This window comes from Mesobacillus campisalis, from assembly GCF_000986785.1.
Classification (GTDB): Bacteria; Bacillota; Bacilli; order Bacillales; family Cytobacillaceae; genus Mesobacillus_B; species Mesobacillus_B campisalis.
In genome coordinates, this window is sequence record NZ_LAYY01000014.1 from 39724 (window position 1) to 59182 (window position 19459).

General features: G+C 46.5%; 23 protein-coding genes and 1 riboswitch. Of the genes, 7 read left to right on the forward strand and 16 right to left on the reverse strand.

Annotated features, from left to right (window positions below):
- Positions 1–35 precede the first annotated feature (35 nt).
- Complete coding sequence (locus WQ57_RS13485) at positions 36–521, forward strand: CBO0543 family protein (protein WP_046524303.1); 486 nt, start codon at positions 36–38, stop codon at positions 519–521.
- Between the two features lie 42 nt (positions 522–563).
- Here the strand turns inward: WQ57_RS13485 and WQ57_RS13490 are convergent, their stop codons facing one another.
- On the reverse strand, positions 564–1436 hold the full coding sequence (locus WQ57_RS13490; protein ID WP_046524304.1) for an SMP-30/gluconolactonase/LRE family protein: 873 nt from the start codon (positions 1434–1436) through the stop codon (positions 564–566).
- Between the two features lie 145 nt (positions 1437–1581).
- Complete coding sequence (locus WQ57_RS13495) at positions 1582–2781, reverse strand: MFS transporter (protein ID WP_046524305.1); 1200 nt, start codon at positions 2779–2781, stop codon at positions 1582–1584.
- A 237-nt stretch (positions 2782–3018) separates the two neighbouring features.
- Here WQ57_RS13495 and WQ57_RS25715 point away from each other — a divergent pair, with 237 nt between their 5' ends.
- Positions 3019–3720 (forward strand): hypothetical protein, encoded by a 702-nt coding sequence (locus WQ57_RS25715; RefSeq protein ID WP_052948753.1) that lies wholly within the window; start codon positions 3019–3021, stop codon positions 3718–3720.
- Between the two features lie 47 nt (positions 3721–3767).
- Here WQ57_RS25715 and WQ57_RS13505 read toward each other — a convergent pair whose 3' ends face one another.
- Positions 3768–4349, reverse strand: coding sequence for a vWA domain-containing protein (locus tag WQ57_RS13505; protein WP_046524385.1), 582 nt, complete (start codon positions 4347–4349; stop codon positions 3768–3770).
- Between the two features lie 95 nt (positions 4350–4444).
- Between WQ57_RS13505 and WQ57_RS13510 the strand changes: the two genes are divergently transcribed.
- Complete coding sequence (locus tag WQ57_RS13510; RefSeq protein ID WP_046524306.1) at positions 4445–4939, forward strand: helix-turn-helix domain-containing protein; 495 nt, start codon at positions 4445–4447, stop codon at positions 4937–4939.
- A gap of 13 nt (positions 4940–4952) precedes the next feature.
- Here WQ57_RS13510 and WQ57_RS13515 read toward each other — a convergent pair whose 3' ends face one another.
- The 3 genes from WQ57_RS13515 to WQ57_RS13525 form a co-directional block, all read right to left on the reverse strand.
- Entirely contained in the window at positions 4953–5687 is a 735-nt protein-coding gene (locus tag WQ57_RS13515; protein WP_046524307.1) for a DUF6904 family protein, read from the reverse strand.
- A 357-nt stretch (positions 5688–6044) separates the two neighbouring features.
- Positions 6045–6902, reverse strand: coding sequence for an endonuclease I family protein (locus WQ57_RS13520; protein WP_046524308.1), 858 nt, complete (start codon positions 6900–6902; stop codon positions 6045–6047).
- A 92-nt stretch (positions 6903–6994) separates the two neighbouring features.
- On the reverse strand, positions 6995–8008 hold the full coding sequence (locus WQ57_RS13525; protein WP_241481543.1) for a F510_1955 family glycosylhydrolase: 1014 nt from the start codon (positions 8006–8008) through the stop codon (positions 6995–6997).
- A 283-nt stretch (positions 8009–8291) separates the two neighbouring features.
- Here WQ57_RS13525 and WQ57_RS13530 point away from each other — a divergent pair, with 283 nt between their 5' ends.
- Positions 8292–8891 (forward strand): YdhK family protein, encoded by a 600-nt coding sequence (locus WQ57_RS13530; protein ID WP_046524387.1) that lies wholly within the window; start codon positions 8292–8294, stop codon positions 8889–8891.
- Between the two features lie 140 nt (positions 8892–9031).
- On the opposite strand, the gene WQ57_RS13535 is transcribed toward WQ57_RS13530, so the two are convergent.
- The 9 genes from WQ57_RS13535 to WQ57_RS13570 all read right to left on the reverse strand — a co-directional run bounded on the left by WQ57_RS13535 (position 9032) and on the right by WQ57_RS13570 (position 15557).
- The gene (locus tag WQ57_RS13535; RefSeq protein WP_046524388.1) at positions 9032–10357 is read right to left on the reverse strand and encodes a hemolysin family protein; all 1326 of its coding nucleotides are present in this window, start codon (positions 10355–10357) and stop codon (positions 9032–9034) included.
- 50 nt (positions 10358–10407) lie between these two features.
- On the reverse strand, positions 10408–11022 hold the full coding sequence (locus WQ57_RS13540; RefSeq protein ID WP_046524309.1) for a protein kinase family protein: 615 nt from the start codon (positions 11020–11022) through the stop codon (positions 10408–10410).
- 53 nt (positions 11023–11075) lie between these two features.
- Positions 11076–11846 (reverse strand): TerC family protein, encoded by a 771-nt coding sequence (locus WQ57_RS13545; RefSeq protein ID WP_046524310.1) that lies wholly within the window; start codon positions 11844–11846, stop codon positions 11076–11078.
- 48 nt (positions 11847–11894) lie between these two features.
- Entirely contained in the window at positions 11895–12284 is a 390-nt protein-coding gene (locus WQ57_RS13550) for a sporulation protein (RefSeq protein WP_046524311.1), read from the reverse strand.
- Positions 12285–12310: 26 nt separating this feature from the next.
- Entirely contained in the window at positions 12311–12454 is a 144-nt protein-coding gene (locus WQ57_RS26245) for an FbpB family small basic protein (protein WP_084820276.1), read from the reverse strand.
- A gap of 340 nt (positions 12455–12794) precedes the next feature.
- Complete coding sequence (locus tag WQ57_RS13555; RefSeq protein WP_046524312.1) at positions 12795–13295, reverse strand: ferritin; 501 nt, start codon at positions 13293–13295, stop codon at positions 12795–12797.
- Positions 13296–13455: 160 nt separating this feature from the next.
- On the reverse strand, positions 13456–14193 hold the full coding sequence (locus tag WQ57_RS13560) for a GTP cyclohydrolase II (protein WP_046524313.1): 738 nt from the start codon (positions 14191–14193) through the stop codon (positions 13456–13458).
- A gap of 130 nt (positions 14194–14323) precedes the next feature.
- A complete protein-coding gene (locus WQ57_RS13565) occupies positions 14324–14752 on the reverse strand; it encodes a DoxX family protein (protein WP_046524314.1) in 429 nt (142 codons plus the stop codon).
- A 1-nt stretch (position 14753) separates the two neighbouring features.
- Entirely contained in the window at positions 14754–15557 is an 804-nt protein-coding gene (locus tag WQ57_RS13570) for a dioxygenase family protein (RefSeq protein WP_046524315.1), read from the reverse strand.
- 189 nt (positions 15558–15746) lie between these two features.
- Here WQ57_RS13570 and WQ57_RS13575 point away from each other — a divergent pair, with 189 nt between their 5' ends.
- Positions 15747–16286, forward strand: coding sequence for a helix-turn-helix domain-containing protein (locus tag WQ57_RS13575; RefSeq protein ID WP_046524316.1), 540 nt, complete (start codon positions 15747–15749; stop codon positions 16284–16286).
- A gap of 51 nt (positions 16287–16337) precedes the next feature.
- Here WQ57_RS13575 and WQ57_RS13580 read toward each other — a convergent pair whose 3' ends face one another.
- Positions 16338–17456 carry a cysteine desulfurase family protein gene (locus tag WQ57_RS13580; protein ID WP_046524389.1) on the reverse strand — a complete coding sequence of 373 codons (1119 nt, stop codon included), beginning with the start codon at positions 17454–17456 and terminating at the stop codon, positions 16338–16340.
- Between the two features lie 466 nt (positions 17457–17922).
- Positions 17923–18047, forward strand: a riboswitch (TPP riboswitch).
- Positions 18048–18162: 115 nt separating this feature from the next.
- Between WQ57_RS13580 and tenA the strand changes: the two genes are divergently transcribed.
- Positions 18163–18846 (forward strand): thiaminase II, encoded by a 684-nt coding sequence (tenA, locus tag WQ57_RS13590; protein WP_046524318.1) that lies wholly within the window; start codon positions 18163–18165, stop codon positions 18844–18846.
- Between the two features lie 12 nt (positions 18847–18858).
- On the forward strand, positions 18859–19452 hold the full coding sequence (locus tag WQ57_RS13595) for an ECF transporter S component (protein ID WP_046524319.1): 594 nt from the start codon (positions 18859–18861) through the stop codon (positions 19450–19452).
- Positions 19453–19459: the final 7 nt, after the last annotated feature.

The following is a 19459-nucleotide window of genomic DNA, read 5'->3' on the forward strand; positions in this document are numbered from 1 at the left end:
AAACGCAGGAGTTGCCGGAATAGGAGGACCACAAAATGAAAGGAAGGAAAGCAGATAAAATTTTCTTGCATACCTTTCTTGTCCTTAACCTGATGGCCATCGTTCCAATCCTGTTAAGGAAGCCGCCGCTCAAGGATTGGCTGCTGGTGTTCTTATTAGATGCATTCACCAATGTATTAGCGGACCGTTTCATTGTGGCGCATAATTTTGTTTCCTACCCCGTACGGCTGCTGCCAAAGGTGTTTAAAACACATGTATTGTTCGATTTTTTAATCTCCCCGACTTTTACCGTCCTGTTTAACCAGTTTACGGAAAAAGACCGCCCTGCTAAGGCTTTTATAAAACTGGTTCTTTTATTAACACCCTTATCCATTTTTGAATTCCTGGCAGTAAAATATACTCGCTTGATCAACTGGAAATCAGGGTGGAAATGGTATTATTCCTTTGTCACCCTGACCTTGAAATTCATGATTATAAGGGCAGCAATTGGTCTGGTAAGGCGTGTTGACAGCAAGAAATAGAACTCAAAAAGGCGTGTGAATGCACACGCCTTTTTCTGTCATTTATCCTTTATACCTATTCGGCGGAAAGCCTTTGACATCCAGTTTCACCCGGAAAATTCCTCCTGCTGATGGCTGATCTGCCAAATCATCCTCAGACAGGCCGTCCCTCGCGGTTGTGATGTACAATTCATCCATTTCCGGCCCTCCAAAGGTGCAGCATGTGACATTGGCTACGGGCAGTTCGATGCTGTCAAGCTTCTTTCCTGTGTCCGGGTCCCACCTTGTGACCTGCCAGCCCCCAAAATGCGCAATCCATAGCTTACCATCCGAGTCGATGGTCATGCCATCCGGGCTTCCTTCCTCCCCCGAAATCTCGATCACGGTGCGGCGATTGCTGAGATGTCCTGTTTCCAGGTCATAATCAAACGCATCTACCTTATGGGTAGGAGTATCAATGTAATAAAGAATGTTTCCATCGGCATTCCAGGCCAGTCCATTTGATAATGTCACGTTCTCCAGTAACCGTTCGACCATGCCGTTTGGCTCCAGGGAGTAAAACGACGCTGCCTGATCCTGGTTGGCAAGTGAGAGCGTTCCGGCTAAAAACCTTCCTGCCGGGTCGCATTTTCCGTCATTAAAGCGGTTGTCAGCTGGCTCATTATCAGGAGCGGCGATTTTCTCTATCGTCTCCGCCTGTTTATCAATAAAATAAAAGCCATCCTTGAACGCAGCAACCCAGCCTTCCTTTTCCCTTAGAGCCACGGCACCAATATAATCATCTAACTGGATGAAATTATGGGTCCCTTCTTTTGGATTGAATGTATACAATCGCTTTTCCATAATATCGACACAATGAAGAGTTTCCTGATCCACATTCCAGACCGGGCCCTCTCCCAGTGTCAGCTGACCGTCAAAAATCAATTCTGCCTTCATTCTGTCCACTTCCAATCTATCAATCTTCTTTTCGTTGAAACGATACTAAGTATTTTCCCTTTCCATCCACTTTTTAACCCTATGTTTGTTAGTGGGTCAAAAGCAGCAAAAAAGGCCAAATCGCGAAGAATTGGCCCTTTCAATATTAATTATTCGGTTTCACATCAAGTCTTTTGTTCAAAGCATTTTTCTGCCACACAATCGTGGTGGCCAGGGTCAGGACGAGCATGACCAGCCCCAGTCCAAATGGATACAGAATATTGACGTCAAACAAAATTCCGCCCAATGTAGGCCCAAGAACATTGCCGATGCTCATGTACATGTTGTTCATTCCCATCGCAAAGCCTTGTTCATTGCCTGCGAGTTTGGATATCAATGTATTCAGCACAGGACGCAGAATCGACGTCGCCAGAAAAATCAGCAGCGTGATGCCAAAGAACAGCATATACGTCGAAGCGAACAGCGACAGTAGAAATCCGCCAGCGGCGACTCCCAGGAAGATGACAAGAACCGAGGCTTCGCCAAAGCGGGAAACAATCCGATCCACCACAAACAGCTGGACGATGACGCTGATCAGCCCTGTAGACGTGACCATAATGGCAATATCCTTTGGTGTTGCGCCAAACTGGTTGTCAACGAACAGGCCGATGACCGACTCATATGCCATTAGTCCAAAACTCATCACAAGTGTAATAACGAGCGGGATAAAATAAGCCATTTTCACGGAGCGCGCCATTTTCTGCAGAACCGACTCCTGGTCCTGCATCATATTGCCCACGGGCCTTTCCACCTGGCTTTCCTTCAGGACAATCAGCGAGAACACAACCGCCACGAGGGAGACGAGGGCTGATATCAGAAACGGCATCTTCAGTCCCAAGTCAGCCAAAAAGCCGCCAATACCAGGACCAACGACAATCCCAAGTGACATTGACGCAGATACAAGACTATTTCCTTTCGCACGCTGTTCCATGGTTGTTATATCAGCCACATAGGCGAAAATCGCCGGAATCAGCAGCGCAGCACCAAGTCCGCCAATCACCCGTGAAAAGTAAAGCATCCAAATCGAATCAAATGCGTAAAAAATGAACATGGAAAGTGTCAGGCCGCTTAGCCCGTAAATAATCATTTTTCTGCGGCCGTACTGGTCAGCCCACTTCCCCGCGACCGGCGAGAGAATCAGCTGGGCCCCGGCAAAGATGGCAATCATCAAGCCTGCAGCCATTCCCCCTTGATTAATGGAGGCCAAATAGGCCGGCAGAATGGGGATGATGATGCCAAAGCTCCCTATTGCAATAAACATGTTCACCATCAAAATGCCGAGCTTCTTTTTTTGCTCTGCCGACATATAACAGCACCTCTTTCTTCAATGTATATAAAACTTACAATTTCTTCAAAGAAGAAAATTATACCTCCGGGCGATGTGCGCGTCAATATATTTTTTTATGCTAAAAAGAAGCCTTCCTCAGGAGAGGATGCCTGTTATTGAAACTAGGGGAGATTCCAGTGAGCGCCAGCTAGTTTATATATTCTGGAAACGGGGAAATAAGTTTCCATACACAATTCACCCAAGGAGGCTATTTCCATGGCACAAGATAACCAGTTCCTAAATAACAACGATTCCCAAAACTCACAACCTTCACTCGAAAAGCAGGAAGGCATGCCTGTCACCGAAAATTCCGTTACAGGAGAAATTGTTTACGGCAACCCTGATGCCCTTGTCAATCCGGAGACAGCGTTTCCTGAAAACGAGGTACCTGTTGGAGATGCCAAATCAGCGGCAGCAAGTGCTGAAGTTTTTAAAAGCAACCCTTCTGCCAGCACGACTTCAGCATCCGAAGGAAGAAACTGGATTATCCCGGGAATCCTAATCGGCGGAATCATTGGCGGCGCTCTTGCGCTAAGGGATACAAACACCCGTGCGAAGGTGGTGGACAATGCGGTTGGCCTGAAGGAAACATCCGTGGATATGTTCACCCAGCTGAAGGAAAACCCGAAGGAAACAGTGAACGAGCTTATGGACCAGTTCAAAACCGCTTCTTCCACTCTTCAGGAAGCCATGAACGAAGCATTGGACATCTATCAAATGATCAGTAATCAGCTTAACGAGCTGAAAAATCCTGGCTCCATCACCGAAAACCTGTCGAACGTTTCCAATATTGTCAATGTGGCGAAGGAAGCAAAGGAGAAGGCAGCCGATGCGGTGTCAAAGGTATCGGAAGCTAAAGACGCTTTTTCCGTGCCAACCGCTAATGAGAACAATTCCAATAACCCTCCTGCTTATTAAAAATTGGACAAACAAAAAAATGGCCCGTGACTGGGCCATTTTTTTCTTTATTTCTCCCTGATTTCTGCGACTGCCTCAAACACGGTTTCGTACATATTTTCAATCCCCTTTTCTGTTCCCTCGAATTGATAGGCACGGCTGTTGTCAATTCCCAGGCTGCCTGCTTCCGCCGCAGCATCAATATTGGCGCCCATGAAAATAAATTCCCAATTGTATTTCTCTTGCTGATGATGGATGAGCTGCTTCAATTTTTCGTATGTGAATTCGGTGCTCGCGTTTTCCTCGCCATCCGTTGTGATCACAAAGATGACTTTTCCAGGCCTGTTTTCCTCACTTGTTCGAGCAAGCCTATTTCCGACATCCACTATCGTCTTTCCTGCTGCATCAAGCAATGCCGTACAGCCCCTGACATAATACTGGTCACCCAGCCTGGCAGCAGATGCTTCCACTCCATCCCATAGCACTTCGTACTGATCGTCAAACAGCACGGCCGTCACCCTCGTTTCACCCTCGAGCTGGCATTGCTTTTGGATAAAAGCATTGAAGCCGCCCACCGTATCCTTCTCCAGTCCTGCCATCGACCCGCTTCGGTCAAGCAAAAAGATAATCTCGGTCAAATTTGTGTTCATTGCCATCTTCCTCCCTCTTGTCTTCATGCTATAATGATACATGGTTTTATCCATAATCTGGTCGCCTCGGAAGCGACATTTCGGAGGGGTACAGCATGCTTGATGCAAAAACGTTGCGGGAGTTGGATGAGTATATTGAGTTACACCTGGGGAATGTGACGGTATATAAATCTGCTGAACTATTTGAAGAAGCCGAAGCCCCCATCCTGCAAGACATCCAGCATAGTGAACTAAAAACCTTTATTGAGGACCACCGCCAGCCATCCCTAAAAGAAATGCTTTTCAGCCTGATTGACCAAAAAGGGCTTCGCGATGCCGACATTTACAAAAAAGCAGGAATCGACCGGAAGCATTTTTCAAAAATCCGTTCCAATCCCGGATACCGGCCAGGAAAAAACACTGTCCTTGCCCTTTGTTTCGCCCTGGAATTGGACCGCGAAGAAACCGGCGAGCTATTAAGCTCCGCCGGCTACTCTCTGTCTGCCAGCGACACCGCTGACCTCGTGATCTCATTTTGCCTGGAGAAGAACATTCATGACCTTGATGCTGTCAACCAGGCTCTTGAAGCCTATAGCCTGAAGCCATTGTAGGGGGTCATCTACACTACCACTCTATATCCGGGGGATATTGCACAAATGGAGCTACTTCCGTCATTTTGCCGTTGTTTTTCACGGCAGCCTCCTGGACGTCCTGTTTCACTTTTTGGTAATCACTTCCCTGCTGGGCAATCTGTTTGGCGATGGTAATAAGCTTTTCCCGCCGCATCTCTTTGTCCATTTCAAGGTAGTTAAAATTCAGATCATCCAGGTACTGCGCAGCATAATGGCTGATATCAAAATAATCACTGTTAAGCTGCTGCATGATTCCCGTGACCGAACGCGCAGGGATCACCTGTTGAAAGGCCTCGGCTATCGCACTCTGAAAGCTTCTTACTTGAGCAACCGAAGGATCCCAGACCGTTCGGTAATCTTCTCCGGCTTTATAGCTATTCTCTGCTTCCTTCGATATATAGAGATCGACAAACTCATTCAGGGCCATCGTAACAAAAATTAGCTCCGGCCAAAAAATATTAAAAGCCAGGTAAAGATTTTTATCATATTGTGCATGCTGCGATGTATGTTCTTCATTTGGAATAAGGACTCTCCCGCGATTTCCCTTGAGTGCCTCACCCAGCTCCTCGCAGACTCCCAGCACACGCAAACGCGCTCCTTCATAGGCCGGCCATTCACATCGCTCCCCCGTAATGCGCTCAAGCGCAGCTTGAAGCGCCTCAAAATCCATCCTGTCACCGTGAACAGCAGCTCCAGTGAAATTAGGTGTATTTCTCAGAAAAATCATGCTACTCCCTCCATTCCTAGGAATACTGTCGCTTATTGAACCCCTTGGGCCTGGATTTTCCCTTTTCATGGGCTCTAATCTGGCCTATTGAATACCATGGGGATTGCACTCCCCCTCTTCTCGGGCTCCAATCCGGCCTATTGGAGACCGTGGGGACTGCACTCCCCCTCTTCTCGGGCTCCAATCAGATTAACCAACACTTCGGGTACTTGTTTTTTAAAAGCTTCATACAATGAAATCAATGTATGCTTTACCTTTCCCTCCGGCAGAGCTTTGATAACCTAGCAATTTTACAGAGAACTCCAATTTTTCCATGGGCAATATTCATGGATCCGTTCTTCGCCTGAAGGATTTTAATCATTCTCCTAGTAAACTTAGTGAAAAATCTATGTTCCCTGCTAATTCCGGGAAATCAATCAGCGGATTTCTATTTTGCTGGATACGATGAATTTCCATGTTGCGGCGCCTTTCAAAGTCCGTAACAGGATGCTGCTTGTGCCACTGGAGCAGCATATCAATCCCCCCACTACTGTAGTGGCGAATTTCTTTCGGATAACGAAGCAGGAAGTACAGGGTTGCCCTTGCTGCCTCGCCTTTGCCGCTCTCCGGCTCAAACCTTCCTTCTTCATATTTCCCGCATTGACTTTTGACGACATTTGCATCCATCACGGGAGTATAATCATCGAAATCAAAATAAGGATGATTCGACCTTAGAGAATTGCAGTCTTTCTCACACGTAAACAGATGATGCAAATCTCCCCGCATCGGATTTTTCTTGTCAAACCATGACTGGGGCACCACATGCTCGCAGTTGTACATAAAATCGAGGGAATTAATGCTTTCATCGTCCAGCAAGGGAAACATATTCCTTCTGTTCGTTTCCACTTCATAATCTTCCTTAATCACCTGTGCCGGGTCCCGGACTTTGCCAGAGTAAATGCTCTTGAGGTTTCCATCCTCCCTCAGGTCAACGATTGAATACAGACTATTTCTTGTCGCGGCGTTATAAGGAAGCTGGTTGACGTGTGTATCCTCAAGTAATTTATTCAGATTCCTGAATAAACCTACAGGGTCTTGATGAAGGTCAATTTCGGAGTAATAAGCGCTCGCCAGCTCCTGGTCCTTTTTTTCGTCGTAATATTCTTTTAGGTGCTTCAGCTTCCCTCTTGTGTCTTCGAGAAGCATCAGCACTGAGGTTAGATCATTTCCGTCCAAGGTCCTTCCCTCCTCTTCCTACTTCCTATTCGACATAAGCTGGAAGAGTCCTTTTTTCTGGACAGCAAAGGCAGCTGTCGCAACAGCTGCCTTCACTTCTCCGTTTTATTCCTTTTTAAAAATCCTTCTTCTGCCAGCTGCTCCCAACCGTTGGAATCCGCTGCTTTCCTATAGATATTGGCTTTGAACGTTACAAACGCTAATTCATTTTCATTCTTGGGATTTTGCGCGAAGTATTGGACGGCGTCCTGTTCAAGTGGCGGCAGTTCCACTTCTTCCTCTGTACCATCATCCAGTGACCGCTTTACCAGGAACGCATCTCCGTTAAAGCTTCCGTACCAAAGATGCTTCTCTGAAAAATGTACCGCTGTTCCCTGCATCTCGTCGAATATCTGCTGAAAGCTTTCTCCTCCATCTTGCGAAAGATAAATCCCTTTTGAGCCTGCAGCTGCAATATAGTCCGGATTCTTCGGGTGAACCGCCAGACTCATTACCTTATCCTCAAGGTTCCCCGCGCTTACTCTTCCCCATGTCTGCCCATTGTCCGAACTTCGATAGAAGCCTCCTGCCGCCATCAACGAGTTATCGTCTGGGCTTAGCACAAAAAGGATATGATTCTGATATCCCGCAGCCATCGTATGAAAGTCTGTCTCACCTTCCAGGACGATTCCTTCCAGTGTCTCGCCATTGTCCCTGCTTTTAATAATCCCCAAAGGATTTGGAAGCATAGAATCCTGCCCCGGATGACCGCTTGCGTAAAAACCATCATCCGTTGCAGAAAAGCCCATATAATCATTATTCTCTTTTTTAGTTTGGAACCAGTTCCCGTCCTCATAGACTTTCAGCCCGTCATGTGCTGCAAAAAAGAGGGCATCCTGGTTGCCGGCATATCCGAGACCATGAATGTGTTCCATCTTTCCAGTATATTCGCTAAAAAAACTGCTGGAGGCAATGTCTCCACCATTGTCGGCCTGTTCCCTTCCTGCCCCGTTTTGCAGATCTTCGGTCAAAACTTCATCTGGCAGAACTTCCTCACTGCCCTGGCCGCACCCTGCCAATGAAGCAGCAAGCATCAAAGCGCCCATTATCGAAAAAATTCTATACAATGCTATCCGGCTCCTTTTTTTCTGGTTATCTACCGCCGTTCCGCATAAAAAATGCTTATTTAGAGGATTCCGATTAAGTACCATTCTATACATTCCTCCACTTGATTGACACCCATGCCGATGGTGGTAATTTTTAGGGATAAACGGCGGGCCTCAAGGGAAGAAAGGGTATATCGGCCTATTTAGTGTTCATGTCCTATTTCTTCATATTCTCTGCACATTTTCTTGTTATAACTATTGAAAAGATAAAAAAAGGAGGAACTTAAAAGTGAAAAAGAATTGGATGTTACGGATTGCTACTTTGTTAACGGCCCTGTTGCTGGCAGCTTGCGGTGGAGGAGGCGACGAAGCCGCGCCTAATAATGGCACTGATACAGAAACCGGGCAAAACACGGAACAAACCGAAAAGGAAGAGAATGATGGCGGCCATGGAGACCACTCCAACATGAACCATTCCGGCACTGGTGAACTTCCCGAAGGAATTCAGGAAGCCCAAAACCCTGCCTATGAAGTGGGAAGCAAAGCCATTATTGAAGAAGGCCACATGAGCGGAATGAAGGGTGCGGAAGCCACTATTGTCGGAGCCTACGCAACAACCGTTTATGCGGTTTCCTACGACCCGACAAACGGAGGCGAGAGGGTCGAAAATCATAAATGGGTTGTCCACGAGGAAATTCAGGATGCCGGAGACCAGCCATTTGAACCTGGGCAGGAAGTCGTCCTTGAAGCCGACCATATGGAGGGAATGAAAGGCGCCACAGCGGAGATTGATACAGCGGAACAAACAACCGTATACATGATCGATTTCACTCCAACTGACGGTTCCGAACCCGTCACCAATCACCAATGGGTAACAGAGGACGAATTGTCACCTGCTGAATAAACAAAGGTCCCTCAATCGGATAAGCTTGAGGGCCTTTTTCTCCATTCGGACTCTGGCCCCTCTCTTCTTCCATCTCCAGTCCGAATGAAATCGACAAAAAGACAGCTGAGCAAAAACTCCCAGCTGTCTTTCCCAAATATTTATTCCATTTCCACAACAGGTTCTTTTATACTCACACTCACACGGTCGATTCTTCTGTCATCCATCTTGGTGACGGCGAAAACGATGTCCTTGTATTCAATGGCCGGGGTTTCATCAGGTCCCGGGATGTAGCCAAGCTGGCCAATGATGAATCCGCTCAACGTATCGTATTCCTCATTCGGGAGCTCCACTTTAAGGACTTCTTCCACCTCATATAAGTTGAGGGTCCCCACCATCCTGTAATTAAGAGCGTCAATCTGCTCGATTTCGACGACCTCCAGCTCGGGCTCATCATATTCATCAAAGATATTCCCGACAATTTCTTCGATCAGGTCTTCAATGGTGACAATCCCGTCTGTACCGCCATATTCATCAATCGCAATCGCCATTTGGATATTGTTTTTCTGCATATCCCTGAACAATTGGTCTATTCTCATCGATTCCAGAACGTAATAAGGTTCGCGAAGCAAATTTCTTAAATTAAAGGACCCGCGGTCGTCGCTTTCAATAAACTGAATCAAATCCTTCACATGCAGAAGACCAATGATATTATCGAGATTCTCTTCATACACGGGAAATCTCGTATATTTCTCAACGTTCACGATTTGCAGCGTTTCTTTCAGGCTGCTGTCGACCGGAATCGCAATCAGATTGGTTCTGTGCGTCATAATATCGGAGACTGTTTTATTATCGAATTCAAAAATATTGTTGATCATTTGTTTTTCCGAATCCTGGATTGTTCCTTTTTCCCTTCCGACATCGACCATCATCCTGATTTCTTCCTCGGTCACATTCTCTTCCTCTGCATTCGGGTCAACCCCGAACAAGCGGACAACCACATTCGTCGACATTGTCAAAAGCTTGACGAATGGAGCGGAAATTTTCATCAGCACAGTCAAGGGTGCGACTGCGAACATGGCAATCGCTTCTGCTTTCTGAAGAGCAAGCCGCTTTGGAACCAGTTCACCAAGCACCAGGGTAAAGTAAGATAATACCAGGGTAATGACAACGACTGAAATGCTCTCAAGCAATCCTGGCGCCAAAGGAACCCCGAGATCAACAAGCACCTCTGCAAGCACACCCGCAAAGCTGCCCGCGGCAAAGGCACTCGCAAGGAAACCCGCTAGCGTGATTCCTATCTGGATGGTCGCCAAAAATCGGCTGGGTTCAGAAAGCAAGGCATGGAGCATTTTAGCCTTTTTATCTCCATTGTCTGCCATCATTTTCACTTTATTATCATTTAACGAGATCAACGCAATTTCTGATGCCGCAAAAAAGGCATTCAGGATAATTAGTACGATTAGAACCAATATCTCGGTCCCCAACAAAAATCAACCTCCGGAAATAGTAAATTTGGCTCAACCTTTCAGCCTGCTTATGGCAAGGCAGAAATAAGCCTTTTTTTATATAGGAATGCAATAAGATTCAAAACCCATTCGGGAGCCTTCTTTGGGAAAAGCCTTCTCCGGTAAAGCCTGTAAAAGGCAGACTTAAGGTCATCCCATTGTTTGCATTTTTTTGTCTGGCGAAAACGGGCAACATCTATAATCTTAATTCTTCCCTCTTTGGTAATCAGGATATTCCTCAAATGGATATCAGAAGGATTCAGGTTTCTGGCCCGTGCCATGTCAAGGGCATAATCGATTTCGCTGATTTGGGCCTCTGTTACGGCAATCCCCTTCACCAGACAGTTGAACAAAGTGTCGCCTGCAATATAATCGATTACCAAATAATTAGGGCCATGTTCATATATGTTTGGATAATAATGAATCCCTTGCAGAATAGTATAAATGTTTGCTTCTTCTTTTGCTATTTTTTCGAAAGGAGCAAAGAACACCTTAAGCACCTTGTTTGTGCCTCTGATTTTAAAAACATAGGCGCTTCTCCCTCTCCCAATAAACTCCAGGTCTGCATCCTTTTCATCCAGCCTGGTTTCTGAGCCTATTTGGGTAAATTTCACACTTTTAGCCAGTGAGCTGAATGATTTCATCAACAGGTTTCCTCCTTCTAACGGCAAAAGGGGACAGGAAACTGCCCCTGCCCTTATACCGCTTCCTGTTCTTTCTTTTCTTTCGTCAGGAACCAGCCGGCTGCGGCAATTCCAATTAGAACGGTGTAGAAAAACAATTTCCACTCTGTGGAATGGGCGAATTCGTAAGAGAGCACCCCGATATCCGGGTGTCCCAATGTGAGTACCGCAAGCTTGACGCCCACCCAGCCAACAATGGCGAAGGCAGCGATTTCGAGCCCGGGCCGTGAGTGCAGCAGTTTAACAAACAGATTCGCGGCGAAACGCATGATGATCAATCCAATCAAGCCTCCGGCAAAGATCACGAGAAATTTACCGCCATCCATGCCGCCGATCTGGGGGAGGTTTGTGTTCGGAAGAGTCATCGCCAAGGCAACTGCAGCGAGGATGGAGTCAACCGCAAAGGCGATGTCAGCCAATTCAACTTTAAACACGGTGCCCCAGAATCCGGACTTCTTCTTTTCAACCGCTGCTTCTTTGCCATCTTCGGACTTTTTAAAATAAAGTTTCCTGACAATATGGTTGATGGCGATGAACAATAGATACAAGGCGCCGATTGCCTGCACTTGCCACACATCGACAAGGAAGGAAATCGCAAATAATGAACCAAAGCGGAAGACGAACGCTCCTGCCAGCCCGTAAAAGAGCGCCTTTTTTCTTTCTTCTTCCGGAAGGTGCTTCACCATGATCGCAAGTACCAGAGCGTTATCGGCTGCCAGCAAGCCCTCGAGTGCGATGAGCAGTAGCAGTACCCATCCATATTCCATTAAAATTGACAGTTCCAAAAGTTATTTCCTCCCTGAGGTGATTTATTTGATATTTAACGATGGTGGTCACCATGCAATCTGGATTTCATCATGGTCGACGCTTTCGACACCTTCTTTAAAAAACAGCCTCGTTTTAAATCCATAAGACCGTGATTCTGTAGAAACCTCCAGGTCATCCGGCAGCCTGAAGGCAAAAGGAAATCGACTGTCGCCGTCAGATGTAATGGTTGTGGAGGTCAGGATGGTCGAAGTATGAATGACCTCTTCATTTCCTGTCCTTTCATTATCCATTACCAGATCACATTCAATCCGTTTTAACTGCTGTTCGATTGTGCCACCCTTAATGCGGAAATAACCTTCGACTTTTTCACCAGGCTTGTAGGTTTCCTTATCAAGAACCAGGTCAACCTGTGCCGAACCGATTCCCAAAAGAGACAGATATTTTCTCAGTAACATACGCCACTCCTGTTATCCAATTGATTTTAAGCGTTGCGGGCCTCCTGGACTCTCCTGGAATGCTTGGCTTCAAGGCGGGCCTCAATTCTTGCGAGTTCTTTCTGGTCCCGCATTAGTTCTTCCTTATTCCTCTTTACCAGTTCGATGAAACTTATTTTCTTCTTTTTCAATTTTACCTCTCCATTCTTTACTAGATTGATATTATTGAAAGTTCATAACGCCCATTATCAGGTCTAAAATAATAAAAAGACCCTTACCAGTATGGTAAAGGTCCCAAAAACAATAAAAGACCTCTACCAAAATAGGCAAAGGTCTTGCTAACAACATTCACGTTGCCAACAAAGCCGGGAGATTGGCAACCTCCGAAATGACGACTTTGCTGTAAAAGCTACTCCCCTTTAGGAGAACTATTCAAATAATTATTTATAATATATTCTATTGCGCCCTGCTTTGTCAAGGGATAGGTATTTTATCATCTTTGACTCTTGCCATCTGGTTCGAATGTTAATCCTATTCAGCCGTAAACCTGCGTTGAGCCAATTCATTTTCGAGCATGAAGAAGGCGTTGCTATCGTTCTCGATCCGTTTCAACTTCTGGATAAGGCTGTCGAACAGCGCTTCTTCCTCCACTTGTTCCTCAATAAACCAGTTTAAAAATGTCCTCGTCGCATGCTCGCGTTCTTCAAGGGCCAGATCGGCAAGGTTATAAATGCGCCTGGTTACTTCCTTTTCATGGTCAAGCCCTTTTTCAAAAGCATCCAATACGGAAGCAAAGTCATTGTTGACAGGCGGCTGGCCTTCAATCGTCATTCGAACACCAACATCATTCAGGAAATGATAAAATTTCATCGCATGAAACCGTTCTTCCTCAGCCTGAACCAAAAAGAAATTGGCGAATCCGTCAAGGTTCTCTGCTGAACAATAAGCAGCCATCGCCAAATAGGCATGCGCCGAATAAAATTCATAATTCATTTGGCTATTCAATTCCCGTGCAAGTTTTTCACTCACCAAAAACAAGCCCTCCCTCTGATTCTTGATTAATTTACCATTCCCTTTCAACAAGCAAACAAACGCGATCCTTCAGAAAAAGGCGACTCTCCACGGAGAATCGCCTTTCTGTCTTGAAGGGGAGACCGCTATGCATAGATGCATGAATCTTCCCGGTTCATGTTCACTCGTTTTTAAAGTGGCCGGAGCGGTTGACTTTTGTCCGCAGATAGTTCTCGTTAAACTCTGAAACATCTCCCCACAGCTGGACTCTGCCGCTTACCTCCAGCCCTGATTTTGCCAGAGCCTCCAGCTTTCTCGGATTATTCGTCATGAGGATCACCGGCTTGGACCTCAATGCTCTCAATACCTGGATGGCATCATCGTAATTCCTGGCATCATCCACGAAGCCCAGGCTTTCATTGGCATCGACCGTATCATAGCCATTCTCCTGAAGGACGTAGGCCATCGCTTTGCTGAAAAGCCCAATCCCTCTTCCTTCGTGATTCGCCAGGTAAAATAGGGCCCCTGTTCCATGCTCTACAATCATTTTCATTGATTGCTTCAGCTGGAAGCCGCAATCGCAGCGTTTGCTGCCAAAGATATCGCCGGTATGGCAAATCGAATGCATCCTGATAAGGGCATCTTCCCCATAGGAGAAGTCCCCATAGACCAGCACGCTCGATTGCTGGAATTCGGCAAGATTGGCCGAAGACAATTTATCAATGATCCTTTGGTAGTCTTCGGTCACTTCGTCGCAGTTGAGCCAGCAATACCACTGGAACTCCACCGTTTCGCCATACAAATTGACCGGCAGCCGGATAGGGCCCACAAGATAAATGGCCCCTTTATCGGTTTTTATCAGCTGAATTTTATCTTTAAGGACCGACAGAACTTTTGATTCTAACTTTGTTTGCACCATCTGATTACCTCTTTTTTGTCTTAGTTTTTATTATTGTCCTGTTTTTTATTTAACCATTCTCTAAAGATTTCTGCAAAGCTTAAAAAGAAAGCATTACCTCTCTCTTTCGAAGTAATGCTTCCTTGTCATATTAATTATTCAGGATTGTGTTTCCCTGTTCCTGTTTTTTGAAGACCACTTGATCAAGCGCGTAAAGCTTGGATCCATTCACAGCGATGAACACGGCCATCGCCAAAAGCGCAAGGTCAAGCTCATATCCTGCAGAAACTCCATCTCCCAAAAGGCCGGCACTAAGCTTCACGGTCAGGATTGCGCCCGCCATGATGACTGCAAGCAAACCAGAAACAACACGGCTGAATAGTCCAAGAATCAGCGCAATACCGCCAACCATCTCGATAAAGGCAACGGCATAGGCAAGGAATCCCGGAATGCCGATGCTCGCAAACCATCCTGCTGTATTTTCAATTCCTCCCTGGAATTTTACCAACCCATGCACAAAGAAAATAATTCCCAAAACGACTCTTAGCATCAATACACTTGCTTCATATTTTTTTCCCATTTTAATTTCCTCCTTCATTTAGTTCGCCAAATTGCCAGACGCTATGGCTCAGGTTTCCGTATCGGTAGCTGCGGTGCAGCAGTTTTGCACTAGGCTGGCTGTCCGCCGCGCCCATTGCATAAAACAATGGAACGAAGTGTTCTTTCCCATAAGGCGGCACGGCATATTCTGCAGCCGGCGCTAAAGATTCATACTTGAACAGTGACGACAGGTCCCAATTCACTAAATGGCGTTCAAGCCATCTGTCAAAATCAAGTGCCCATCCATCCACGTTTTCCTCATTGCCGCCCATCTTGACCGCCCCAAGATTATGGACGGTTCCTCCGCTGCCGATGATTAAAATATTTTTCTCTCTCAGCGATGCCAGGGACTGGCCAATTTTATACTGCTCCTCTGGCGGAAGCTGCGGATTCACGCTCATCGAGATGACAGGAACATCCGCCTCGGGGTAAAGCATCCTTAAAACGACCCAGGCACCGTGATCCAAGCCGCGCTTGGTGTCCACGTTATAAGTGAGATTATGCTGTTCGAATAATTCCAGTATTTCCTTGGTGACATCCTTATTTCCTTTTGCAGGATATTTGATCCTGTATAACGCCTCCGGAAATCCGCCAAAATCATAAATAGTAGCAAACTCATCCACATCACTCACTTGCTGGGCAGATTCTTCCCAGTGTGCAGAAAACAGGACAATTGCCGCGGGCTTTGGCATGGAGCTCCCCAATGACTTCAGGAACTGTGTATAGCTGTTATCCTCGATTGCGAGAAGGGGTGCTCCATGCGCAATGAATAAAGACGGCATCATATTGTATCTCCTCGCTTTCTTTGATGAATAAAAGATTCATATTGAGAAACAAAATGGCCGAAAAAATTTTTGTTTCCCAATATGAACATTTGTTATTTATAAAGTAACATCGACTCATTGCCATGTCAACCGTTTTTTTGTTAATATAAAATTAAGTTTACTATAAGGAAACTCTCTGAGGTGAGAATTATGGATATAGGAACAAAAATCCGCGCCATCCGCAACCGAAAAAAAATCACCATTGCACAAATGTGTGAAGGCACAGGACTATCAAAAGGTTTTATCAGCAATGTTGAAAACAATAACACATCCCCCTCAATCAGCACGCTCAGTACAATTGCCTCTTATCTAGGCGTTCCATTGCCCTACCTGCTGCTTGAAAAGAAGCAGCACATGCGCGTCGTCCGCAAAGATGAAAGGCCGCAGTCATCTTTTAATAATCTGACCATTGAACATTTGGCTTCGAAAGGCGGGCTCACGCTGAAAATCGTTGAATTGCCGCCTGGCGCTTCCATTGGCGAGCCGCATGCCCATGAAGGCGAAGAGACGCACTTGATCCTGGAAGGAAAAATCTTCGCCGAACAAGGCGAAGACAGCATCATCGCCGAAAAAGGGGACAGCTTCAGCTGGAATGCCAGCGTTCCCCATTACGTCAAAAACGCTGGCGACAGCAAAGCCGTCATCCTCATCTCGTCCTATACGGATGCAGAGCTGAGGGATATGCTCTAAGAAAAACGGTGTCATTCGAAAATGAATGACACCGTTTGTTTATGAATGCGATTATTTGATGGTTTCCTTTAGCCTTCTTACCACATGTTCCATTTCTTCCTTCGTCGTCTCCCGCCCGAAGCTGAAACGGATTGTGCCCATGCCGACCTTTTCAGGCACCTGCATTTCCTTCAATACCGGAGAGAGCTCCACCATGCCGGCATGGCAGGCTGAACCGGTCGAAGCGGCAAGCTCAGGGATGGCATCCAATAGATCCTGGCCGACTTTTCCTGGAAAGCTCACATTCAGCGTGTTTGGCAGCCGCTCGATTGGATGCCCGTTCATTACAACCTGGTCTCCAAATTCCTTTTTCAGCTGCTGCCAGAAATAATCCGTGAGGCCCTTCATTTTGGGAACATCCATCTGCACTAAGGCAATTTCGCATGCTTTTCCTAACCCCGCGGCCAGCAAAGTATTTTCGGTCCCGGCGCGCAGGCCGCCTTCATGCCCTGCCCCATGGATCAGCGGCTCCAGCTCGGTACCCTTTTTGATGTACAGCGCGCCAATTCCTTTCGGAGCATATAATTTGTGTCCAGCGATCGTCAGCATGTCCACTTGCATTTCTTCCACGTCCAGCGGCACTTTGCCTGCCGATTGGGAAGCATCAGTGTGAAAAGCAAGCCCATGCTTCCTGGCAGTTCGTGCAATCTCCTTTAGCGGCTGCAGTGTGCCAACCTCATTATTGGCATGCATTACAGAAATCAGGATGGTATCCTTGGTAACGGCCTTTTCAATCTCCTCCGGCGACACCACACCATACTGGTCCACCCCGACATAGGTAACCTTCGCCCCAATGCTCTCAAGGAACCTGCACGGATTCATGATCGCCGGGTGCTCGATTTTTGTGGTGATGATATGATTTCCCTTCCTGCGATGCTTGAAATAGTAGCCTTTGAGGGCAAGATTGTTGCTTTCGCTTCCGCCGCTGGTAAAAATAATTTCTTCAGGCGAACAGGAAAGGAAGCTTGCAACCCTCTGCCTTGCTTTTGCGAGCAGTTCCTTAACCGGCTTCCCTGCCCAATGCGTTGCCGACGGATTGCCGTAAAAACTGCTGACCAGGGGAAGCATTTCTTCCGCTACTTCAGGCGCAACCGGCGTGCTGGCATTATAATCAAAATAAACTTTGTTCATTTGGATGAATCCTTTCTGCAAATTAAATGTTCTCCTACCTCTATTTTACTTCTGCCGGCCAGCTCATGCATGAATTTTGGCTGCACTTTTGGCGATGCATGTTTTGTTTGCCGATGAAGGCGGTTTATTTTCCGAAAATCATTGTTTATTTGCCGATTACGATTTTTATTTTCCAAATCAAGAGTTTTATTTCCCGGATTTCAGCTTTTATTTTCTAGTTACATGTTCTATTTGCCAGATTGCCACTTCTATTTGCCAAATTTCAACTCTTATTTGCCGACATACCGCTTCTATTTGCCAATCACATTTCTATTGGCCGAATTTCAAATTTTATTTACCGAAATCCCCGTCTTATTGTCCAGTTTGATGAATTAATTGCCGATACATTATCTTCTCCGTCTTTTTTTCAGAAAACCTTGACAATTCCCAACATGGTGGTAGTATAAAAGACAAATCAAATACCCAACTGTACCACTAGGGGAGCTTTATTGGTAACATCTTTACCTGAAAAGCTGAGATTGGAGTGAGACTCCGAGACCCTTGGAACCTGATCTGGCTCGTACCAGCGTAGGGAAGTGGCGTTCGCGGACACATTCGTGTGCATTTTCCAAAAACCACTTTCTTTATGTTGTTAAAGAAGGTGGTTTTTTTATGTTTAATCTGCGGTTTGGTACTTGGTTTATAAAAAAATCTGGAGGGGAAAACAATGAAATTTTCACAGGAACTTCGTCAGGCAGCCGATCACATTTGGGAAGCAAGCTTTCACCACCCGTTTGTAAAAGGAATCGGAGACGGGACATTGTCTTTGGATTGTTTTCGGTATTATGTTCAGCAGGATGCCTACTACTTGTCCCATTTTGCAAGAGTACAGGCCTTGGGAGCTGTCAAGGCAACAGACCTTCATACTACCAGCCGGCTTGCCGCCCATGCCCAGGGTACATACGAAGCCGAACTGTCGCTTCACGAGAATTTTTCAAAGAGATTGGGTATCACCGATGAAGAAAAGGAAAACTTCAAGCCCGCCCCGACTGCCTACGCCTACACTTCCCATATGTACCGCGCAGCCTATTCCGGCCATATTGGGGATGTAATTGCCGCCCTGCTGCCCTGCTACTGGCTGTACTATGAAATTGGCGAAAAACTGCAAGGCTGCACGCCTGAAGAACCGATTTACCAGGAATGGATTGCCGCCTATGGCGGTGAGTGGTTCCGGACACTCGTAGAAGAACAGATTGCCAGACTCGATGCCATCGCCGAAACCGTGACCGAAGTAGACCGCGCCAGGATGAAGGAACATTTCATCCTCAGCTCCCAATATGAGTACTCCTTCTGGGAAATGGCCTACCAATTGGAAACATGGCCTGTCCAAAAAGAAACTCTGGAAATTTAGGAGGATACGAAAATGACAAAAGGATTAAAACTAACAGACATCCTTGTGACCATCGTCATCGCGATTGCCTTTGGGATTGTCTACATTCTCTGGGGGCCGCTTTACTATGCCTTAAGCCCGCTGGGCCTGCATCTTGACCAGCTTGTCTATGGCATGTGGTTCATCGCCGGCCCGGTCGCCTATCTGATTATCCGGAAACCGGGTGTTGCCTTCCTCGCTGAGGTGGCGGCGGCTTCCGGGGAATTCCTGCTGGGCTCGCCATGGGGATTGTCAGTGCTGCTATACGGAGCCGTTCAGGGTTTGTTTGCTGAGCTTGTGTTCATGCTGGTCCGCTATAAAAAGTTCAATCTTCAAATTGCGGTACTGGCGGCGACTTCTTCCTGTGCCGGCTCCCTGCTCATGGACGCTGCATATGGGGAAATTGGCGCGCTTGCAGCATGGAATCTCACCTTGCTTCTGGCCGCCAGGTTTATCGGCTCCATTTTCTTTGCCGGCATTATGGCTTTCTCACTTGTCAAGGTGCTGGAAGCCACAGGAGTGACCAATCTGGTACGCCCTTCCTCCCGGGCCGATTATGCAGCGTTGGATGAGGACATGAAAGGATAAGGATCTA